Annotated in this window: 14 protein-coding genes; 8 read left to right on the forward strand and 6 right to left on the reverse strand. The window is 35.8% G+C overall.

Going from position 1 to position 18,099, the window contains the following annotated elements; genetic code table 11:
• Window positions 1–84 precede the first annotated feature (84 nt).
• On the reverse strand, window positions 85–1,023 hold the full coding sequence (mdh, locus tag BXY64_RS15070; protein WP_120240814.1) for a malate dehydrogenase: 939 nt from the start codon (window positions 1,021–1,023) through the stop codon (window positions 85–87).
• Between the two features lie 507 nt (window positions 1,024–1,530).
• Window positions 1,531–2,919 (reverse strand): phosphoglucosamine mutase, encoded by a 1,389-nt coding sequence (glmM, locus tag BXY64_RS15075; RefSeq protein WP_120240815.1) that lies wholly within the window; start codon window positions 2,917–2,919, stop codon window positions 1,531–1,533.
• A gap of 204 nt (window positions 2,920–3,123) precedes the next feature.
• Here glmM and BXY64_RS15080 point away from each other — a divergent pair, with 204 nt between their 5' ends.
• The 3 genes from BXY64_RS15080 to BXY64_RS15090 all read left to right on the forward strand — a co-directional run bounded on the left by BXY64_RS15080 (window position 3,124) and on the right by BXY64_RS15090 (window position 6,464).
• The gene (locus BXY64_RS15080; protein ID WP_120240816.1) at window positions 3,124–4,140 is read left to right on the forward strand and encodes a pseudouridine synthase; all 1,017 of its coding nucleotides are present in this window, start codon (window positions 3,124–3,126) and stop codon (window positions 4,138–4,140) included.
• Between the two features lie 201 nt (window positions 4,141–4,341).
• A complete protein-coding gene (locus BXY64_RS15085; protein WP_120240817.1) occupies window positions 4,342–4,833 on the forward strand; it encodes a TlpA family protein disulfide reductase in 492 nt (163 codons plus the stop codon).
• Between the two features lie 32 nt (window positions 4,834–4,865).
• Complete coding sequence (locus BXY64_RS15090) at window positions 4,866–6,464, forward strand: DUF6029 family protein (protein WP_120240818.1); 1,599 nt, start codon at window positions 4,866–4,868, stop codon at window positions 6,462–6,464.
• Window positions 6,465–6,534: 70 nt separating this feature from the next.
• Here the strand turns inward: BXY64_RS15090 and BXY64_RS15095 are convergent, their stop codons facing one another.
• Window positions 6,535–7,410: an Omp28-related outer membrane protein gene (locus BXY64_RS15095; protein WP_120240819.1), complete on the reverse strand. Its 876-nt coding sequence runs from the start codon at window positions 7,408–7,410 to the stop codon at window positions 6,535–6,537.
• 193 nt (window positions 7,411–7,603) lie between these two features.
• Window positions 7,604–8,803, reverse strand: a complete 1,200-nt coding sequence (locus BXY64_RS15100) for a pyridoxal phosphate-dependent aminotransferase (RefSeq protein ID WP_120240820.1) — start codon at window positions 8,801–8,803, stop codon at window positions 7,604–7,606.
• Window positions 8,804–9,086: 283 nt separating this feature from the next.
• On the opposite strand from BXY64_RS15100, the gene BXY64_RS15105 reads away from it, so the two are divergent.
• On the forward strand, window positions 9,087–11,711 hold the full coding sequence (locus tag BXY64_RS15105) for a valine--tRNA ligase (RefSeq protein WP_120240821.1): 2,625 nt from the start codon (window positions 9,087–9,089) through the stop codon (window positions 11,709–11,711).
• Window positions 11,712–11,798: 87 nt separating this feature from the next.
• On the opposite strand, the gene BXY64_RS15110 is transcribed toward BXY64_RS15105, so the two are convergent.
• A complete protein-coding gene (locus BXY64_RS15110; protein WP_120240822.1) occupies window positions 11,799–12,320 on the reverse strand; it encodes a hypothetical protein in 522 nt (173 codons plus the stop codon).
• A 173-nt stretch (window positions 12,321–12,493) separates the two neighbouring features.
• Between BXY64_RS15110 and BXY64_RS15115 the strand changes: the two genes are divergently transcribed.
• The gene (locus tag BXY64_RS15115; RefSeq protein ID WP_120240823.1) at window positions 12,494–12,850 is read left to right on the forward strand and encodes a RidA family protein; all 357 of its coding nucleotides are present in this window, start codon (window positions 12,494–12,496) and stop codon (window positions 12,848–12,850) included.
• 153 nt (window positions 12,851–13,003) lie between these two features.
• Here the strand turns inward: BXY64_RS15115 and BXY64_RS15120 are convergent, their stop codons facing one another.
• The gene (locus BXY64_RS15120; RefSeq protein ID WP_147376009.1) at window positions 13,004–13,231 is read right to left on the reverse strand and encodes a hypothetical protein; all 228 of its coding nucleotides are present in this window, start codon (window positions 13,229–13,231) and stop codon (window positions 13,004–13,006) included.
• A gap of 488 nt (window positions 13,232–13,719) precedes the next feature.
• Here BXY64_RS15120 and BXY64_RS15130 point away from each other — a divergent pair, with 488 nt between their 5' ends.
• The 3 genes from BXY64_RS15130 to BXY64_RS15140 all read left to right on the forward strand — a co-directional run bounded on the left by BXY64_RS15130 (window position 13,720) and on the right by BXY64_RS15140 (window position 18,037).
• Window positions 13,720–15,051 carry an NAD(P)/FAD-dependent oxidoreductase gene (locus BXY64_RS15130; protein WP_120241033.1) on the forward strand — a complete coding sequence of 444 codons (1,332 nt, stop codon included), beginning with the start codon at window positions 13,720–13,722 and terminating at the stop codon, window positions 15,049–15,051.
• Window positions 15,052–15,285: 234 nt separating this feature from the next.
• Complete coding sequence (locus BXY64_RS15135; protein ID WP_120240826.1) at window positions 15,286–16,026, forward strand: hypothetical protein; 741 nt, start codon at window positions 15,286–15,288, stop codon at window positions 16,024–16,026.
• 505 nt (window positions 16,027–16,531) lie between these two features.
• Entirely contained in the window at window positions 16,532–18,037 is a 1,506-nt protein-coding gene (locus BXY64_RS15140) for a glutamine synthetase family protein (RefSeq protein WP_120240827.1), read from the forward strand.
• Window positions 18,038–18,099: the final 62 nt, after the last annotated feature.

Consider the following 18,099-nt stretch of genomic DNA (forward strand, 5'->3'; position numbering starts at 1 on the left):
TTTGATTTAGGAGAGTTTGACAATTAGACAAAAAAAAGGTCATCTCAAATGAGATGACCTCTTCCCTTTAATAAAATGAACCGATTAGGCCATAATGTTCATTTCATCTAAAACTTTCATTACAGACTTAACAGCTTCTGCTGAATCTTTCAACAATGCCATTTCGTCTTCATTCAATTTAACTTCAATAATTTCTTCGATACCGTTTTTACCCAATTTAACAGGTACACCCAAGTAAATATCTTTCATTCCGTATTCGCCATTCAACAATGCACAAACTGGGAAAATTCTTTTCTGATCGCGAACGATAGCTTCAACCATTTGAGCAGCAGCAGCACCTGGAGCATACCAAGCAGAAGTACCCATTAGGTTTACAAGCTCACCACCACCGAATTTAGTTCTTTCGATAATAGCGTTCAATTTTTCTTCTTCAATCAACTCAGTAACTGGAATACCTGCTACAGTTGTGTAACGTGGAAGTGGTACCATAGTATCACCGTGTCCACCCATTAACAATGCTTGAATATCCTTTGGATTAATATCTAATTCTTCAGCAAGGAAAGCACGGTAACGAGCTGTATCCAATACACCTGCCATACCAAATACTTTGTTTGATGCCTTCTTAGCAGTTAAGAAAGCTGCATAAGTCATTACATCAAGTGGGTTTGATACGATAATGATAATTGCATCAGGAGAATGAGCAATAACATTTTCAGTAACTGATTTTACAATACCAGCGTTAGTAGCGATTAAGTCATCACGACTCATACCCGGTTTACGAGGAAGACCAGAAGTAATCACAACAACTTCAGACCCTGCAGTTGCAGTATAATCATTAGTTACACCTTTAACTCTTGTGTCGTAATAGTTGATAGGAGCAGTTTGCCACATATCTAATGCTTTACCTTCTGCCAATCCTTCTTTAATATCAACAACAATAACTTCGTTTGCCAACTCTTTCTGAGCGATACAATTTGCACAGGTTGCCCCCACGTTACCTGCTCCAACTACGGTAATTTTCATATCAGTAAGTTTTTAGTAAGGCGCTTTACAATTTACTTTAGATAAAATTAGTCTATGCAGCAAATTGCGTAAGCAATATTCATTGATTTATTAATTATTTCTCTAGCTTAATGTAGAATTTTTTCTCTATTCTGAGAACAAATATAAGTACATTGCCATATTTGCAAGTATAAAAACAACTGCTTTCCAACAGCTATTTCTAAATATATAAAAAATCCTCAACAAATATCGAACTTACCACATATTTAGAGGTTTTAAAATTGGGTAAAAACACCCATACAGCAGGTTTCAAGAATAAACGATAATCGGGTCTTCTAGTATTATCAGTAATTTCAGCATAAAATACAGAACCTTTTTTTTATTTTTAGCTTATTGATATTAATGAAAATTGTAAGTCTAGAGTCAGAATTCACAATACGCAAACGATTACGGAATTTTTTCCGTTATAAATAAAAAAAGTGCATTGACTGACATCAATGCACTTTACTTAAAATATATGAGTTTTTACTATTTAATGATCTCTTTAATCTCTGAAATGATTTTTTCCGCTAATTGATTTGCAGTTTCTTCATTCTCACTTTCCGAATAAATTCGAATAATTGGTTCAGTATTAGATTTTCTTAAATGAACCCATTCGTTTGCAAAATCAATCTTCACACCATCAATATCATTCACTTGTTCGTGTTGATACTTCTCTTTCATCGCTACAAGAACCTCATCAACATCAATTTCTGGTGTCAATTCAATCTTGTTCTTAGAAATAAAATAGTTTGGATAAGAAGCTCTCATTTCAGAAGCTTTCATTCCTGTTTTTGCAAGGTGGCTCAAAAATAAACCGACACCAACTAAAGCATCGCGACCATAATGACTGGCAGGGTATATAATTCCTCCGTTTCCTTCACCACCAATTACAGCATCGTTGGCTTTCATTTTAGTTACAACGTTAACTTCACCTACAGCCGAAGCTTCGTATGATCCATTGTGCTTTTCGGTAACATCACGAAGAGCACGTGTAGAAGATAGGTTTGAAACCGTATTTCCTGGAGTATTTCCAAGCACATAGTCAGCACATGCTACAAGAGTATACTCTTCACCAAACATACTTCCGTCCTCGTTAACAATAGCAAGTCTATCAACATCTGGATCGACAACGAAACCTAAATCAGCTTTGCCTTCTTTCATTACCTCAGCAATGGCTGTTAAATTTTCAGGAAGTGGTTCTGGATTGTGTGGGAAGTGACCATTTGGCTCGCAGTACAATTCAACTACATTTTCAACTCCCAATGCACGAAGCATACCCGGAATCGCAATACCTCCTACAGAATTTACAGCATCAACTGCTACTGAGAAATTTGCTTTTTTAATGGCTTCCACATCTACCAAATCCAATGATAGGACATGGTCAATATGCTTTTGAGTATAATCATCAACGTTAGTGATACTTCCTAAATCATCAACATCTGCGAAAAAGAAATCTTCTTGCTCAGCAATACTTAGCACTAACTTTCCATCCTCATCATTAAGGAATTCACCTTTTTCGTTCAATAATTTAAGAGCGTTCCATTGTTTTGGATTGTGACTTGCAGTTAAAATAATACCTCCATCAGCTTTTTCTTCTGTTACCGCAAATTCGGTTGTTGGCGTAGAAGCCAAACCGATTTCCACAACATCAATCCCTAAGCCAATTAATGTACCTACTACAAGTTTATCTACCATTTCACCTGAAATTCGAGCGTCGCGACCAACAACCACTTTAATTTTTTTGCCATCATGTCTTCTGATTGCCCAAGTTCCATATGCAGCTGAAAACTTTACCACATCTAAAGGACTAAGACCTTCGCCTACTTTTCCTCCAATTGTTCCGCGTATCCCGGAAATTGATTTAATTAATGCCATTTTTTAATTTTTGTTAAATGTTTACAGTCACACACACAAATTTAGTGTCGAAAAAAACAATGAATTAATTTTCGATTGTACAAATGTAAAAAATCTATCAGGTATATTTTACAATCAAAATGAACTTTTTGAAATGTTACTCAAATATATTCTTTGATAATTAATACCTTTGCAAGTTCAAAACATTGATCATACTGTCAGAAAATGGAAGAAAAGACTTACGGTAAGCCTAGAAGAGGAAAGACAAACTACCGATCAAAAAAATATAGCGGAAACAAATCAGAAGAATCAAAATCCGATTTTAGAAAAGATTCTAAAAGCAGAGAAGAAAAAAAAGATTTTTCTGAAAATCCAGAGAAAAAGAAGCGATTTTCGAAGCAATCGGATCAAAAAAGACCTTTTAAATCAAAAAAACGATTTAACGAAAATGGTCCTGACAAGGAATCGTTGCGAAAAAGACACTACAGCAAGAAAAAGCAGCTTGAACATGCTCGAATGGTGGGCCCAAAAGATGGTATCCTAAGGTTGAATAAGTTCATTGCCAATTCTGGAGAATGTTCAAGACGTGAAGCCGATTCTAGGATAGCAGAAGGTCGTGTTACCGTAAATGGTGAGGTTGTAACTGAAGTTGGAACCAAGGTGAATTTGAAAGATAAAGTTTGCATGGATGGAGTTTTACTTCAACCAGAATCGAAAGTTTATCTTGTTTTAAACAAACCAAAGGATTTTGTAACAACTTTGGATGACCCAATGGGGAGAAAAACGGTTGTCGACTTGATTAAAAACGCTTGCAATGAAAGAGTTTATCCAGTTGGAAGATTAGATAGAATGACAACAGGAGTTTTGTTGTTTACCAATGATGGCGATCTTACCAAACGCTTAACACACCCAAGCTATAACAAGAAGAAAATCTATCATGTATTCTTGGATCGTGAAATTTCACAAGAGGAACTTGACATGATTGACACAGGCCTGGAGTTGGAAGATGGTTTCATCAAATCGGATGCCATTAGCTTTGCCGATCCTAAAGACAAAAAACAAGTTGGAATTGAAATTCACTCTGGAAAAAACAGAATCGTTCGTAGAATTTTCGAACATTTAGGATATACGGTAGAGAAACTTGATCGTGTTTTCTTTGCAGGAATTACCAAGAAAAATATCCCAAGAGGAAAATGGAGATTTTTAACTGCAGAAGAAGTTCGAATGCTAAAGCTATTCTAAGAAAATCCCAAATTCCCTTTAAGAGCATAGATATTACAATCCTATATCTCATCAACAAAAGAGGCTGTCTCATTACCAAAAAGACAGTCTCTTTTTTTTATAAAATTGGATAAGCTTAAAGCTTTGTCATAAAAGAATTTAATATTCATGTTAGAAAATATTATATTCAGACCTTAAACCACTAATCAATCTAATTTTAACATGAAAAAATTTGTATTAACACTTATTGTAGGGTGCCTTTTCATTGGGGGAATTCATTCACAAAAAAAACTACCTGATGTAACCATTAAAACTTTAAGCGGGGAAACCATATCCTCAAAAGACTTTTTTAATAATGGTAAACCCATAATTATTAGTTTCTGGGCTACTTGGTGTAAACCTTGTCTTAACGAATTATCATCCTTTAACGATGAGTTTGAAGATTGGTACGAAGAAACAGGATTAAAAATAATTGCTATTTCAGTCGATGATACCAGGGCAAGTGCAAGAGTTAAAAGTTTAGTATCTGGTAAAGATTGGCCATTTGAAGTATATCTCGATCAAAATCAGAATTTAAAACGCGCGTTAAATGTTGTGAACGTACCTCACACATTTGTTTTAAATGGCAATGGCGAAATTGTATGGGAACACACCAGTTATAACCCAGGAAACGAAGAAGAAGTTATAGAGCAAGTGCGCCGATTAATGAAATAACTCCAAATATCTTACCTGAAAATTTAAATAAAATGAATAAAGTATATACATACCTTATATTACTCTCTTTATGCATAAGTAATAGTGTTTATTCTCAAAATAAAGGAACCTTAACCGGTAGCTTTGAAAGTAATAACCAGATTTATAAAAATGATAGCAAGATAGGTGCTAGGGCACCAAAAGATAAATTTGGATCAAATAATTACCTGAAACTAGATTATACGTATGGTAATTTTAGAGCAGGAATTCAATATGAGGCATATTTACCACCATTATTGGGATATGATTTTAATTTAGAAGACAATGGAATTGTTCATCGATTTGTTACATATGAAGACAATGATTTGGCAATTACGGTTGGTAACTTTTATGAACAATTTGGAAGCGGATTATTATTTAGAGCATGGGAAGATCGACAATTGGGCTTAAATAATGCTTTGGAAGGGGTAAATATTAAATTTAAACCAACCAACTATATCAGTTTAAAAGCTGTTTATGGTAAACAACGAAAATATTTTGATACTGGTGATGGAAGAATAAGAGGAATTGATGGAGAGATAAATGTTCTGGATGCGCTCAAAGCAAGTTCTAATTCTACATTTCTACTTGGAGTAGGATATTTAAATAGATATCAAGATTACACTGGTCCTTTAGAAGATTATCCATCAAGTGTTGATGCTTGGTCAGCTCGTATGGATTTTTCAACTGGGCGAAGTGCTTTCCAATTTGAGTATGTTAGAAAAGGTGAAGATGGCAATGCAAGCACTCCACAAATTGTTTCAGAAGGAGAAGCCCTTTTGGCAAATTACAGCTATACCCAAAAAGGTTTGGGATTTAATTTCTCATTTCGCAGATTGGAGAATATGATCTTCAGATCGGAAAGAGAAGCAGTAAACAACGAATTACTGGTTAATTATTTGCCAGCCAATACCAAACAACACAAATATAGTTTGGCTAATATTTATCCATACTCGACACAGGCAATGGGCGAAATTGGTGGTCAGATCGATTTCGTGTATACCTTTAAGAAAAAAACTGCTTTAGGTGGTAAATATGGAACAAACGTAGCTCTTAATTACTCTCATTACAATAAACTTGAAGGTACTCTTGTCGATGGAATTTTCTACAGTGATTCTGATTTCTTAGGTCTTGATGGTAGCAAGTTGTATCGCGATTTTAATGTTGAGATAAGCAAGAAATGGTCGAAAAAGTTAAAGTCAACATTTGCCTTTATCAATCTGGAATACAATAAGAGTGAGCTCGAAGGTGGTAACAAAGGTATGGTAAAGAGTAAGATTTATGTTGCTGATATATTGTATAAATTAAAGAAAGGAAAAGCACTGCGAACTGAATTGCAATATTTGAATACCGATCAGGATATGGGTGATTGGATAGCAGGAGCTCTGGAATATAATATTGGAAGCAAATGGTCGTTCTTTGTTTCTGACATGTACAATTCTGGAGTAAGCGATACGCATTACATTAATGTAGGAGGAAGCTATGTGAAAAATGCAACTCGCTTTTCTGTAAGCTATGGTCGACAAAAAGAAGGATTACTTTGTGTTGGAGGAGTTTGTAGAATGGTGCCTGCCGCAAGTGGACTTACCATAAGTTTGAGCAAAAGTTTTTAACTGAAATTCTATAAAAAAAGAGCTGTTTATTATCGAAATAAACAGCTCTTTTTAAATTTATATCTTGCTTCTAGTCAAAGTCCTGATTTGAACCCACTTTTACCATTTGGACGTTTAAAATATTTTTACCGCCTTTTTCAAGTACAAAAGCTATAATATAGCAATTATCAACTACATAATTATCCAGGTTTATTTCAAAATCAGCTTCACACACATTACCTGTTTTGGTATAATCTTCAGGAATAATATCACCAAAAATGTCGGTAGCAAACTTCCTAAGCACGTTGGCATGCTCATAATCTTTTAATGGTGTAGGTTGTGAATATAAAGGGTGATTTGTAAAATCATCATTACCAGAATAAAAATTCTTCTGATCAGCTTTTACTTTATCTTCAACAAGGAGAATTACATAATCTAAACTCTCCGAAATATCAGAATTAAAACCGATTTGAATTTTACCCTTAACTTTTTCATTTTCAACACTAGCATTAAGTGCAATTCCCAGATTCGATTTTTTTTCAAGATAAGACTCTAAGGATGAGTAGTTTTGATTCCATGTAGCGGATCTATTTATTTTAGCATTTGGATAGGAGCTAACATTAAATTTTTTAGTCAAACTTTCAGCATAGGTTGATTCCATGTTATCTCCAACATGGATTCCAATTCCTATAATGTTACTATTTTGCTCAATGGCATTTTCCATTTCAAGAGCTAATCCAGGACACCATCCACACCATGTACCCGTATAATCTTCCAAAAGAATTTTGGTCGTGTAATTAGCAGGAGCGTCAGTAGAACTCACACTTACATTTGAATTCTTTCTTGATTCCTTTGGTTCAGGTTCGGGATCTGGATTTAGAGAATCATCACCACTACTGCTACAAGAGCTAATTAAAAGCCCTAAAAATAACATACTTAGAAGAAAGCATTGTTTGAAATTTTTCATGTGATTGGTTAGTTTAATTAATAATAAATTGTTTTTCTTTAAAATAAAAAATTGATAAGTATTAAAAATAGTAACAAAGTTTAAAAAGTCAAATAGTTTAAGTATTCAAACAATAGACACAGGGAATTTTAAGGCATAAAAAAAACGGCTCCCAAATTGGGAACCGTTCTATATTTTTGGAGTCTTACTTGACTTATAAGGTTCTTCCTGGATAAACCTTTAATGCTTCTGCTAAAGTTTCCATTGCATTTGCAAGATCTTCTTTCTTCAATACGTATGCAATACGAACCTCGTTTTTACCTAAACCTGGAGTTGCATAGAATCCGGTAGCAGGAGCAACCATAACTGTTTGGTTTTTGTGCTCGAACTCTTCCAAAATCCACTGAGCAAATTTATCAGCATCATCAATCGGAAGTTTTACTACTGTGTAAAACGCACCTTTAGGAATTGGACAATAAACACCTTCCATCTCATTTAGGGCAGCAACCATAAAATCGCGACGAGCAATATACTCATCGTAAACTTCAGTAAAATATTCCTGTGGAGTATCCAAAGAAGCTTCAGCTGCAATCTGACCAAATGCAGGTGGGCATAAACGAGCCTGAGCGAATTTCAATGCAGTAGTAATTACCTCTTTGTTTTTGGTAATCATAGCACCAATACGAACACCACATTCCGAATAACGCTTCGATACCGAATCCATCATTACTACATTTTGCTCTAATCCTTCAAGGTTCATAGCTGAGAAGTGCTCTTCGCCACCGTAACAAAATTCACGGTAAACCTCATCAGAGAATAAGAACAAATCGTGCTTCAAAATCAACTCACGCAATTGGTTCAATTCCTCTTTAGAATACAAGTAACCCGTTGGGTTGTTTGGGTTACAAATTACAATCGCCTTGGTTTTTGGAGTCATCAATTTTTCAAACTCTTCGATTGAAGGCAAAGCAAAATCATTCTCGATACTTGAAGTAATAGGCACAACCTTAACACCAGCTGAAATTGCGAAACCATTGTAGTTAGCATAGAAAGGCTCAGGAATCAAAACTTCATCACCAGGATTTAAACAGGTCATCAATGCAAAAGTGATTGCTTCTGATCCACCTGTTGTAATCAACATCTCCTCTTCGTTAACATCAATACCAATATTTTGGTACATTTTAGCCAACTTCTTACGGTAAGATACATTACCTGCAGAGTGAGAATACTCAATAACTTTCTCCGTACAATTTCTAATAGCATCCATTGCAACTTCCGGAGTTTTAATATCAGGCTGACCAATGTTCAAGTGATAAACTGTTCGGCCTTTAGCTTTTGCGCCTTCTGCGAAAGGAACCAATTTACGAATTGGTGATTCAGGCATCAATCTTCCTTTATCTGATATCTGTGGCATTTGTTATGTGTTTATATATTTTATGAATAAGGTTTTCTATTTCGCCAAAAGTATATAAAAAAGCAGGTAAAAAAAATGATTTTTAATGCTTTTCAGCATCCATTTAAAAAACTGACCATTAGGAAGTAGCAGACGATTGGTTTCAATGATAAAACGATTGCGGACTCTTATTTACTATTTCCCTCATTTTATTGTCATTCAGTGAAGTAATATCCCATAGAATTTCTTAATTTTGACCCAAATTTTTTTGAAAATATAGAATTATTAAATTATAGTTAAACAAATGGAAATCCCAACTAAGTACAATCCTGCAGAATCGGAGGACAAGTGGTATAAGTATTGGATGGATAAAGGATTCTTCCACTCAGTACCAGACGAGAGAGAGGCGTATACAATTGTAATTCCGCCACCAAACGTCACCGGTGTGTTACACATGGGGCATATGCTAAACAATACAATTCAAGATGTATTGGTCCGCAGAGCCAGATTGCAGGGTAAAAATGTCTGTTGGGTACCAGGAACCGACCACGCGTCGATTGCTACCGAAGCTAAAGTTGTAAATAAACTAAAGCAAGAAGGCATTGCCAAGGCAGATATCACTCGCGACGAGTTCATGAAACACGCTTGGGAGTGGAAAGAAAAGCATGGTGGAATCATTTTGGAGCAGTTGAAAAAATTAGGTGCTTCATGTGATTGGGAACGTACTGCTTTTACCATGGATGAATCTTTGTACGAATCAGTGATTGATGTATTCATCGATTTGTATAAGAAAGATAAGATTTACCGTGGTGTTCGTATGGTAAACTGGGATCCTGCAGCACAAACTGCTGTATCCGACGAAGAGGTAATCTACAAAGAGCTACAATCAAAGCTTTACTATTTAAGATATAAAATTGAAGGAACAGAAGATGAGTATGTAACCATTGCTACTACTCGTCCGGAAACCATTTTAGGTGATACCGCTGTTTGTGTGAATCCAAACGATGAACGTTTTACTCACCTAAAAGGCAAGCGTGTAATTGTTCCTTTGGTAAACCGTTCTGTACCTATTATTCAGGATGAATATGTAGATATGGAATTTGGTACTGGTGCATTGAAAATTACACCAGCTCACGATTTGAATGACTACGAAATTGGTGATCGCCATAACTTGGAGTCTATCGACATCTTTAACGACAATGGTACCATGAGCGAAGCTGCTCAAATGTATATTGGCAAAGATCGTTTTGAAGTTCGTGATTTGATTATTCCTGATTTGGAAGCTGCCGGTAACCTGGTAAAAATGGAAGATTACGTGAACAAAGTTGGTTTCTCAGAGAGAACTGATGCAGTAATCGAGCCTAAGCTAAGCATGCAGTGGTTCTTGAAAATGAAGGAACTTTCGGCACCAGCATTGGAGCATGTAATGAATGATGACATTCAATTACACCCTGCTAAATTCAAGAACACATACCGTCACTGGATGGAGAATGTGAAAGACTGGTGTATTTCTCGTCAGTTGTGGTGGGGACAAAGAATTCCTGTATACTATTTGCCTGAAGGCGGATATGTAGTTGCCAAAACTGTTGAGGAAGCTATTGAAGAAGCAAAAGCGAAAACTGGTAAAGAATACAAAGCTGAAGACTTGCGTCAGGATGAAGATGTATTGGATACCTGGTTCTCTTCTTGGTTGTGGCCAATTTCGGTTTTCGATGGTATTCGCAAGCCTGGCAACGAAGAAATTAAATACTATTACCCAACAAATGACCTTGTATCTGGTCCGGATATTCTATTCTTCTGGATTGCACGTATGGTAATTGCGGGTTATGAATATATCGGCGAAAAGCCATTTAGCAATGTTTACCTAACAGGTATCGTTCGTGATAGCCAGCGTCGTAAAATGTCTAAATCATTAGGTAACTCACCAGATCCATTGGATTTGATTGCCAAGTATGGTGCTGATGGTGTTCGTGTAGGTATGTTGCTTTGTTCTCCTGCAGGTGGTGACTTGTTATTCGACGAAAACTTGCCAGAGCAGGGACGTAACTTTACTACCAAAATCTGGAACGCATTCCGTTTGGTTAAAGGTTGGGAAGTTGCAGACATAGAGCAACCAGAATCAGCAAGAATTGCAACAGAAGTGTTCCATGCACGTTTGAACAAAACCATGGAAACATTGGATGAGCAGTTCAAGCAATACCGTATCAGCGAAGCATTGATGACTGTCTACACATTGTTCCGTGATGAGTTCTCATCATGGTATTTGGAAATGGTGAAACCAGGATATCAGCAGCCAATCGACAAGAAAACTTACGAAGCTACAGTTGGCTTGTTCGAAAAATTGATGCAGTTACTACACCCATTCATGCCATTCTTAACTGAAGAAATCTACCAGTTATTGGCTGATAGAACCGAAGAGGATAGTATCATGATTTCTGTTATGCCTAAACCTGAAGCTTACAATGCTGCATTATTGGAGAAATTCGAACAGGTGAAGGAAGTGATTGTTGCAGTTCGTAACATCCGTAAGCAGAAAAACATTGCATTTAAGGATGAATTGGCAATGAACTACATGGTGAAAGAAGGTAATTACGATACAGCTTTCGACACTGTAATTGCTAAAATGTGTAACCTCAGCGAGATTTCTGCTGCCAACGGCGAAATGGCTGGAGCAATGTCTTTCATTGTAAAAGCTGTTGAGTATTTCATTCCTCTTGGTGATTTGGTTGATGTTGAAGAAGAGTTGAAGAAAATGGAAGAAGAGTTGAAATACACTCAAGGATTCCTTGCTTCTGTTCAGAAGAAAATGAGCAACGAACGCTTCGTAAACAACGCTCCTGCCAAAGTGGTTGAAATGGAGAAAAAGAAAATGGCAGATGCCGAAGCCAAAATCAAAGTTTTGGAAGAGCGTATTGCAAGCATGAAGTAATAGACGCAGATGATCATGATTTATTTATGATCCTCGCAGATTAAATATTTAGATGCCGTTTCATTCATTTGAAACGGCATTTTTTGATTACTTTCTTAAAAAGATTATTTTGACTGAAACAGTTATCTCTGATTCAGAGCTAATGTTCTCATTAAATAATTTTTCAAATTCAGAAAAACTCATCATTCCTTCTTCTGGATATTCATCGGAATTATCTATATCAAAATCATTGTCTACAAATATCAATTCATTACCTGATAGTGTAAATGGCAAAACTTGCGTGTCAACATCGGGTTTACCTTCTTCTTTGTCTTCCTCTTCGATAGGAAAATACAATTCGATTGCAGTTTCGTTGTTGGTATACTTCCAATCAACAACATCGCCATATATTAATTTACAGGTACCGTTCTCATAGAATTCCATACTGCCATTTATATCTATCAAATCAGTAATGTCGTAGTTTACAGACTTATTATTGATTTTTGTGACAATGGTTTTGGTATACTCCCAATTTCCAATAATACTTGTGTCAGAATCGTCATCACTGCAGGAAATGAATGTAAATATTGACAATACTGCCACAAGGAAAAGTTTGATTAATTTGTTCATTTGATAAAATTTAAAAATTAGAACTCAAGTGTGGGAATGGAATATAAAAATGAATGCATTTGTGTGCAAATATATCTATTATGCTAATTTGGATGAATTAATTCATTGTAAAAAGCATTAAGTATCCTGTTTTTTTTATTTTCGCTCTCAAAATAACTTAAACATTAATCAAAATGAGTATCAAAAGAATCGATTCAACTCCAAGAATGAGCCGTATTGTAGAGCACGGCAACACCATTTATTTGTGTGGACAAACTGCAAAAGATGCGAATGCAGATATTAAAGAGCAAACCGTAACTACACTTGAAAAAGTAGAAGAGTTGTTGGAAAAAGCTGGTTCTGATAAGAAGCACATCCTTTCTGTAACCATTTACGTTCGCGATATGAAAGATTTCGCTGCCATGAACGAAGTGTGGGACGCTTGGGTAGTTGACGGATACCAACCAGCCCGAGCTTGTGTTGAAGCGCGCATGGCTCGTCCTGAACTATTGGTTGAAATGTCTGTTGTTGCAGCCAAGAAAGAAGCTTAATCAGAGTATAATCATAATAACAAATCCGAAATACCTTGTAGGTGTTTCGGATTTGTTGTTTTTGGGTAATTGTATGTTGTTAGCTTTTGGCTATTATTTCTTTTAATGAATCATTTTCATGAATGATATTGCGTGAGACCTACCAATGTGTTCTTAAGACCTGCCAATGTTTCCCTCATTGTTAATAAGTGCACGCTCCTGCCTGCCATCCGCGTCGTGAGACCTGCCAAGTGCACGCTCAATGTTGATATCTGCACCGTCAATGTTAATAACCGCACGCTCCCACCTGCCATCTGCATCGTGAGACCTGCCACCTGCATGCTCATTGTTGATATCCGCACGCTCAATGTTAATAAGTGCAATGCACTTGGCAGGTCTCACAACACTTCTTTTAGGTCTGAGGGCTCAGATGACAGGTGCGACGGTGCATTTCGCAGGATTCACGATACAGATGGCAGCTGTGACACAAACATTGGCAGGTCTCACGGTCACATTAACAGGTATGAGAATGCAGATGGCAGGTAAGAGCGTCGCATTTGTATAAAGAAGACAACCTTTAATTGTGATTAAGTAGAAACATAGCATTGCTACGTCTTTGCAAAAAAGAAAATTCCTTACAGATGATGATCAGAAATTTCAAATGTTAATTCCGAAGTGATTATTGAGAGAATTTAATAGTAATAAGTTTAAAATGACGATGATTTTAACTGCTTTTAAAATAAATTTTCTCACGCAATCGGTTGAAAAATAATATCAATTAGAATATTAAAGAATAATTTCTTTAATTTGTAGAGGATAAAAGAGTCTTTAATCCGAATAAGAAGAAGCAGACGGATAATATGACAAATTTTCTTAATACAAATTCTAATATGGATACCATAAAACACATACCCGAGAACGGGAAAACCAGAGTAGTAATTATTGGCGGTGGATTTGCAGGCTTGAAACTGGCAAGACAGTTGGCCAACACAAAATACCAGGTAGTACTAATCGATCGAAATAACTTTCACCAATTTCAACCCCTATTTTATCAAGTAGCAACTTCGGGACTCGAGCCAAGTTCCATATCATTTCCTTTGCGCAAGATATTCCAGAAAAAAAGCAATGTACATTTCCGAATGGCTGATTTATTGGAGGTAAATTCAGAAGAAAATGAAATCTACACCAGCTTGGGAAAATTGAAATACGATTACCTGGTGTTGGCAACCGGAGTAAGCACGAATTACTTTGGAAATAAAAATATCGAAGAGTTTTCCATTCCTATGAAATCTGTTTCGGAAGCCATTTTTCTCAGAAACTCCATTTTAAGGAATTATGAGAAGGCTTTGAACGAATTGGATCCAGAAAAAGCAGCCAATTACATGAACATTGTACTTGTAGGAGGTGGACCAACAGGTGTTGAGCTAGCTGGAGCTTTGGCAGAAATGAAATCTGAAATTCTTCCGAAAGATTATCCTGAGCTTGATTTTAGCCTGATGAATGTATACTTATTCGAGGCTTCGGACAAATTACTGAATGGCATGTCGGAAAAAGCATCAACCAAAGCTCAAAAATTTCTCGAAAAACTTGGCGTGATTGTTAGAACCAATGCAAGGGTTGCCGATTACGATGGCTTAACCATTCGTTTGGATGATGATGAAGAATTTAAATCATACACCATGGTTTGGGCAGCTGGTGTTGCAGCACGTCCTATTAAAGGAATCAGTGAAAATGTGAGTGTTCGTGCAGGAAGGCTTCAGGTAGATCAATATAATAAAATAGTAGGCCTAGATAATGTATTTGCAATTGGAGATCTAGCCTACCAAACCGAAGGTAAGTTTGAAAATGGACATCCACAAGTTGCTCAAGTTGGATTACAACAAGCTGGAAACCTGGCAAGCAATTTTAAAAGGTTGCTACAAAATAAAGAGATCAAAGCATTTCATTATACAGACAGAGGATCGATGGCTACTATTGGAAAGAACTTAGCAGTAGCTGATCTCCCTGGAATTAAAATGCAAGGATTTTTTGCCTGGGTATTATGGTTATTTGTGCACCTGATGGCAATTGTTGGTGTGAAGAATCGTTTTTTTATTCTTATCAATTGGGTTTGGAATTATTTTACTTCCGATCAATCCTTAAGAGTTTTAATTAGACCTAAAAAAAGAAGTTTTACAGATAAGGCCAGTCTAAAAGTGAAAGCTGATAATATGATAGCTTAAAAAATTGCAATTATCATATCCACAAAAGTGCCTAATACAAAGCTATTTGGCACTTTTCTATTTTTTGGCACAAGCTTTGCAAAGATCTATTCAAAGTATACCGGTTATTTACTTTACGGATTCATCCCTACCAAAGGATGACGATATTTTGCCAGAAACATTTGCAAACTGTAACAGTTTGCTACTGCCACTCAAAGGAGAGCAGAATGGCTTTCACCTTTAAATACCAAAACTATGAAAACGACAAAATATTACAAGTTGCTTGCCAGTATAGTATTGGTTTCAACACTTACCACATATACAACTAGTTTATTTGCTCAAAGAAGAACTTACAATGAAGAGGCTACCCGTTACGAAGAAAGAAAAAGGAACAAGTCTTTTCATGAGAACCAAAATAGAGACAGATCTAAACGAAGCAGTTATAACTATAAAGATGATCGCAAATCACAAAGACATGATCACAAATACAATAGCAAGAAGTCGCATTACAGCAAACACGATCATTATTCACACAAAAAACACAAGGGACATAAGTATCATAAACATGGGCATGTAGAATATAAACATTATCATGGAGATCATTATAGAGGTCATCATGGATATCATCATAAACATCATGGACAATATTATAGACACAAGTACTACTATACTAAACATGGACATAGTTGTTACAATCACTCAAAATATGGTCAAGTAATTTGGAGATTTTCTTGTGAACCTAGAGTAATTCATCATCCCAATGGTGATTATTACTATACCAATGGACATTATTACAAATACTATCCAGAATTTGGTTATATTCATGTTGAGGCACCAAGAACAGTCTATTTTTCTCATCTACCCAATGATTGTCGACGGGTTAATATTCATGGAGGAGTTTATTATACCGATGGAGATTTGTGTTTTATAAGGCATAGAAAAGGATTTAGATTGGTCACTAGGCCTGAAGGAATTCACTTTTCCATACGATTCTAGTTTCATTTAACAGTATTGAATCACCATTAATACTCTTAAAGTTAAAATAAGGGGGTTGAATTTTAAATTGCACCAAAATACATTGTGTTTTTTACAAAAACTACACCCCTAAAGTGAGAAAAATGACGTTTTGAGCATAGGTTGATTAAAAACAGGGCATTTAAAAAATCAAAATATATTCTTTTAAATGCTACCTCAACAAAAAAGAGGACTCATTGAATAAATAATGATGATTTTAAATTAGGATCACCTTTGGAAAGGGGGTAGTCGAAAAAAATAGAAATTTAACCGTCGAAAACGGTTTCGGAAAGCTGTTGTAAAACAGCTTTTTTTGTACTTCACAAAAAGCACAAAACCTCTCCAAACACCTGATTTCACAGGTAGTTTGATAGATTTTCAATCATCATTCTAAAAACGCAAAACTTTTTGGAAAATAAATGGGTTCAGATCTATTTTTATCACAAGAACTAAAACACAACAACAAATATTTATAAAACGCGGTATTATGACTAGGGAAGATTATAAATTAGATCCTAACAAACTTGTTCAGTTTCTTAAAAAACCAAGTTCAGAGTTTACAAAGGAAGATTTAATTGAATATGTAGTGGAGAATGATATTAAAATGATCAACTTCCGCTATGTTGCTGAGGATGGAAAATTAAAAACACTAAACTTTATTATAACTGGTTTAGATCATCTTGATAGTATTTTATCAACAGGTGAACGTGTTGATGGATCAAGTTTGTTCTCATACATTGGAGCAGGATCAAGTGATTTATATGTAATTCCAAGATTTAAAACTGCATTTGTTAACCCTTTCTCTGAAATTCCAAGTTTGGATATTCTTTGTTCTTTCTACACTGCAGAAGGAAAACCTCTTGAAAGTGCTCCTGAGTACATTCTTAAAAAAGCTAACAGAGAATTTGAGAAAGCCACAGGTCTTACATTTAAGGCAATGGGTGAGTTGGAGTACTATATTAAAAGTGCGAACCATACACTTTACCCTGATGTTGATCAAAAAGGATATCACAGCTCGCAACCATTTACAAAATGGGAAAACTTGCGTCGTGAAGCAATGGTATTAATTGCTCAGTGTGGTGGTAAAATTAAATATGGTCACTCTGAGGTAGGAAGCTTTACCACTGGTGAAGATGGATATGAGCAGCACGAAATTGAATTTTTGCCTGTAGAAGCTGAAGATGCAGTAGAACAATTACTAATTGCGAAATGGATTGTTAGAATGCTTGCTGCAAGAGAAGGTGCTTTGGTAAGCTGGGCTCCAAAAATCACTGTAGGTAAAGCAGGTAGTGGTCTTCACATTCACATGTTGGTTGAAAAAGATGGTAAAAACATTTGTATTGAAAATGGTAAGTTAAGCGATACGGCTAAGAAAATGATTGCTGGAATCATGGATCTTTCGGGTGCATTAACTGCATTTGGTAACACCATTCCAACATCTTATTTAAGATTGGTTCCTCATCAAGAAGCTCCTACTTATGTATGTTGGGGAGATAGAAACAGATCGGTATTGGTACGTGTTCCACTTGGATGGGTTGGCGCAACTGATATGATTAAGGATGTGAATCCACAGCAGGATGCTGATCCAAGAGACTTCTCAAGTAAACAAACATTCGAATTTAGAGTTCCTGATGGATCTGCAGATATTTATCAATTGATGGCAGGTTTGATTGTTGCAGGACAACATGGATTACAAATGGAAAACAGCTTACAAAAAGCTGAAGAATTGTATGCTGATGTTGATATTTTCGCACCACATTACAAAGAAAAATTAGAGAAATTAGAACAGTTACCAACTTGCTGTTGGGAAAGTGCTGATTGCCTATTGGAGAAAAGAGAAATTTTCGAGCAAAATGGAGTTTTCCCACAAGGAACAATCGATTCTGTTGCCAAGAATTTAAAACTTTATGAAGATAATGGCTTAAATGATAGAATTCTAGGCAAAGTAGATAAAATTATGGAAATCGTTGAAAAATATATGCACTGCATGTAATGATTTTAGACTAGAAATTAATTATACATTAAAAGATCTGACAGGAATTTCTTGTCAGATCT

This window comes from Marinifilum flexuosum, from assembly GCF_003610555.1.
Taxonomy (GTDB): domain Bacteria; phylum Bacteroidota; class Bacteroidia; order Bacteroidales; family Marinifilaceae; genus Marinifilum; species Marinifilum flexuosum.

Coding starts and splice junctions, on each gene's coding strand:
- mdh (WP_120240814.1), bottom strand. CDS start 1,023: ATGAAAATTACCGTAGTTGGAGCAGGTAACGTGGGGGCAACCTGTGCA.
- glmM (WP_120240815.1), bottom strand. CDS start 2,919: ATGGCATTAATTAAATCAATTTCCGGGATACGCGGAACAATTGGAGGA.
- BXY64_RS15080 (WP_120240816.1), top strand. CDS start 3,124: ATGGAAGAAAAGACTTACGGTAAGCCTAGAAGAGGAAAGACAAACTAC.
- BXY64_RS15085 (WP_120240817.1), top strand. CDS start 4,342: ATGAAAAAATTTGTATTAACACTTATTGTAGGGTGCCTTTTCATTGGG.
- BXY64_RS15090 (WP_120240818.1), top strand. CDS start 4,866: ATGAATAAAGTATATACATACCTTATATTACTCTCTTTATGCATAAGT.
- BXY64_RS15095 (WP_120240819.1), bottom strand. CDS start 7,410: ATGAAAAATTTCAAACAATGCTTTCTTCTAAGTATGTTATTTTTAGGG.
- BXY64_RS15100 (WP_120240820.1), bottom strand. CDS start 8,803: ATGCCACAGATATCAGATAAAGGAAGATTGATGCCTGAATCACCAATT.
- BXY64_RS15105 (WP_120240821.1), top strand. CDS start 9,087: ATGGAAATCCCAACTAAGTACAATCCTGCAGAATCGGAGGACAAGTGG.
- BXY64_RS15110 (WP_120240822.1), bottom strand. CDS start 12,320: ATGAACAAATTAATCAAACTTTTCCTTGTGGCAGTATTGTCAATATTT.
- BXY64_RS15115 (WP_120240823.1), top strand. CDS start 12,494: ATGAGTATCAAAAGAATCGATTCAACTCCAAGAATGAGCCGTATTGTA.
- BXY64_RS15130 (WP_120241033.1), top strand. CDS start 13,720: ATGGATACCATAAAACACATACCCGAGAACGGGAAAACCAGAGTAGTA.
- BXY64_RS15135 (WP_120240826.1), top strand. CDS start 15,286: ATGAAAACGACAAAATATTACAAGTTGCTTGCCAGTATAGTATTGGTT.
- BXY64_RS15140 (WP_120240827.1), top strand. CDS start 16,532: ATGACTAGGGAAGATTATAAATTAGATCCTAACAAACTTGTTCAGTTT.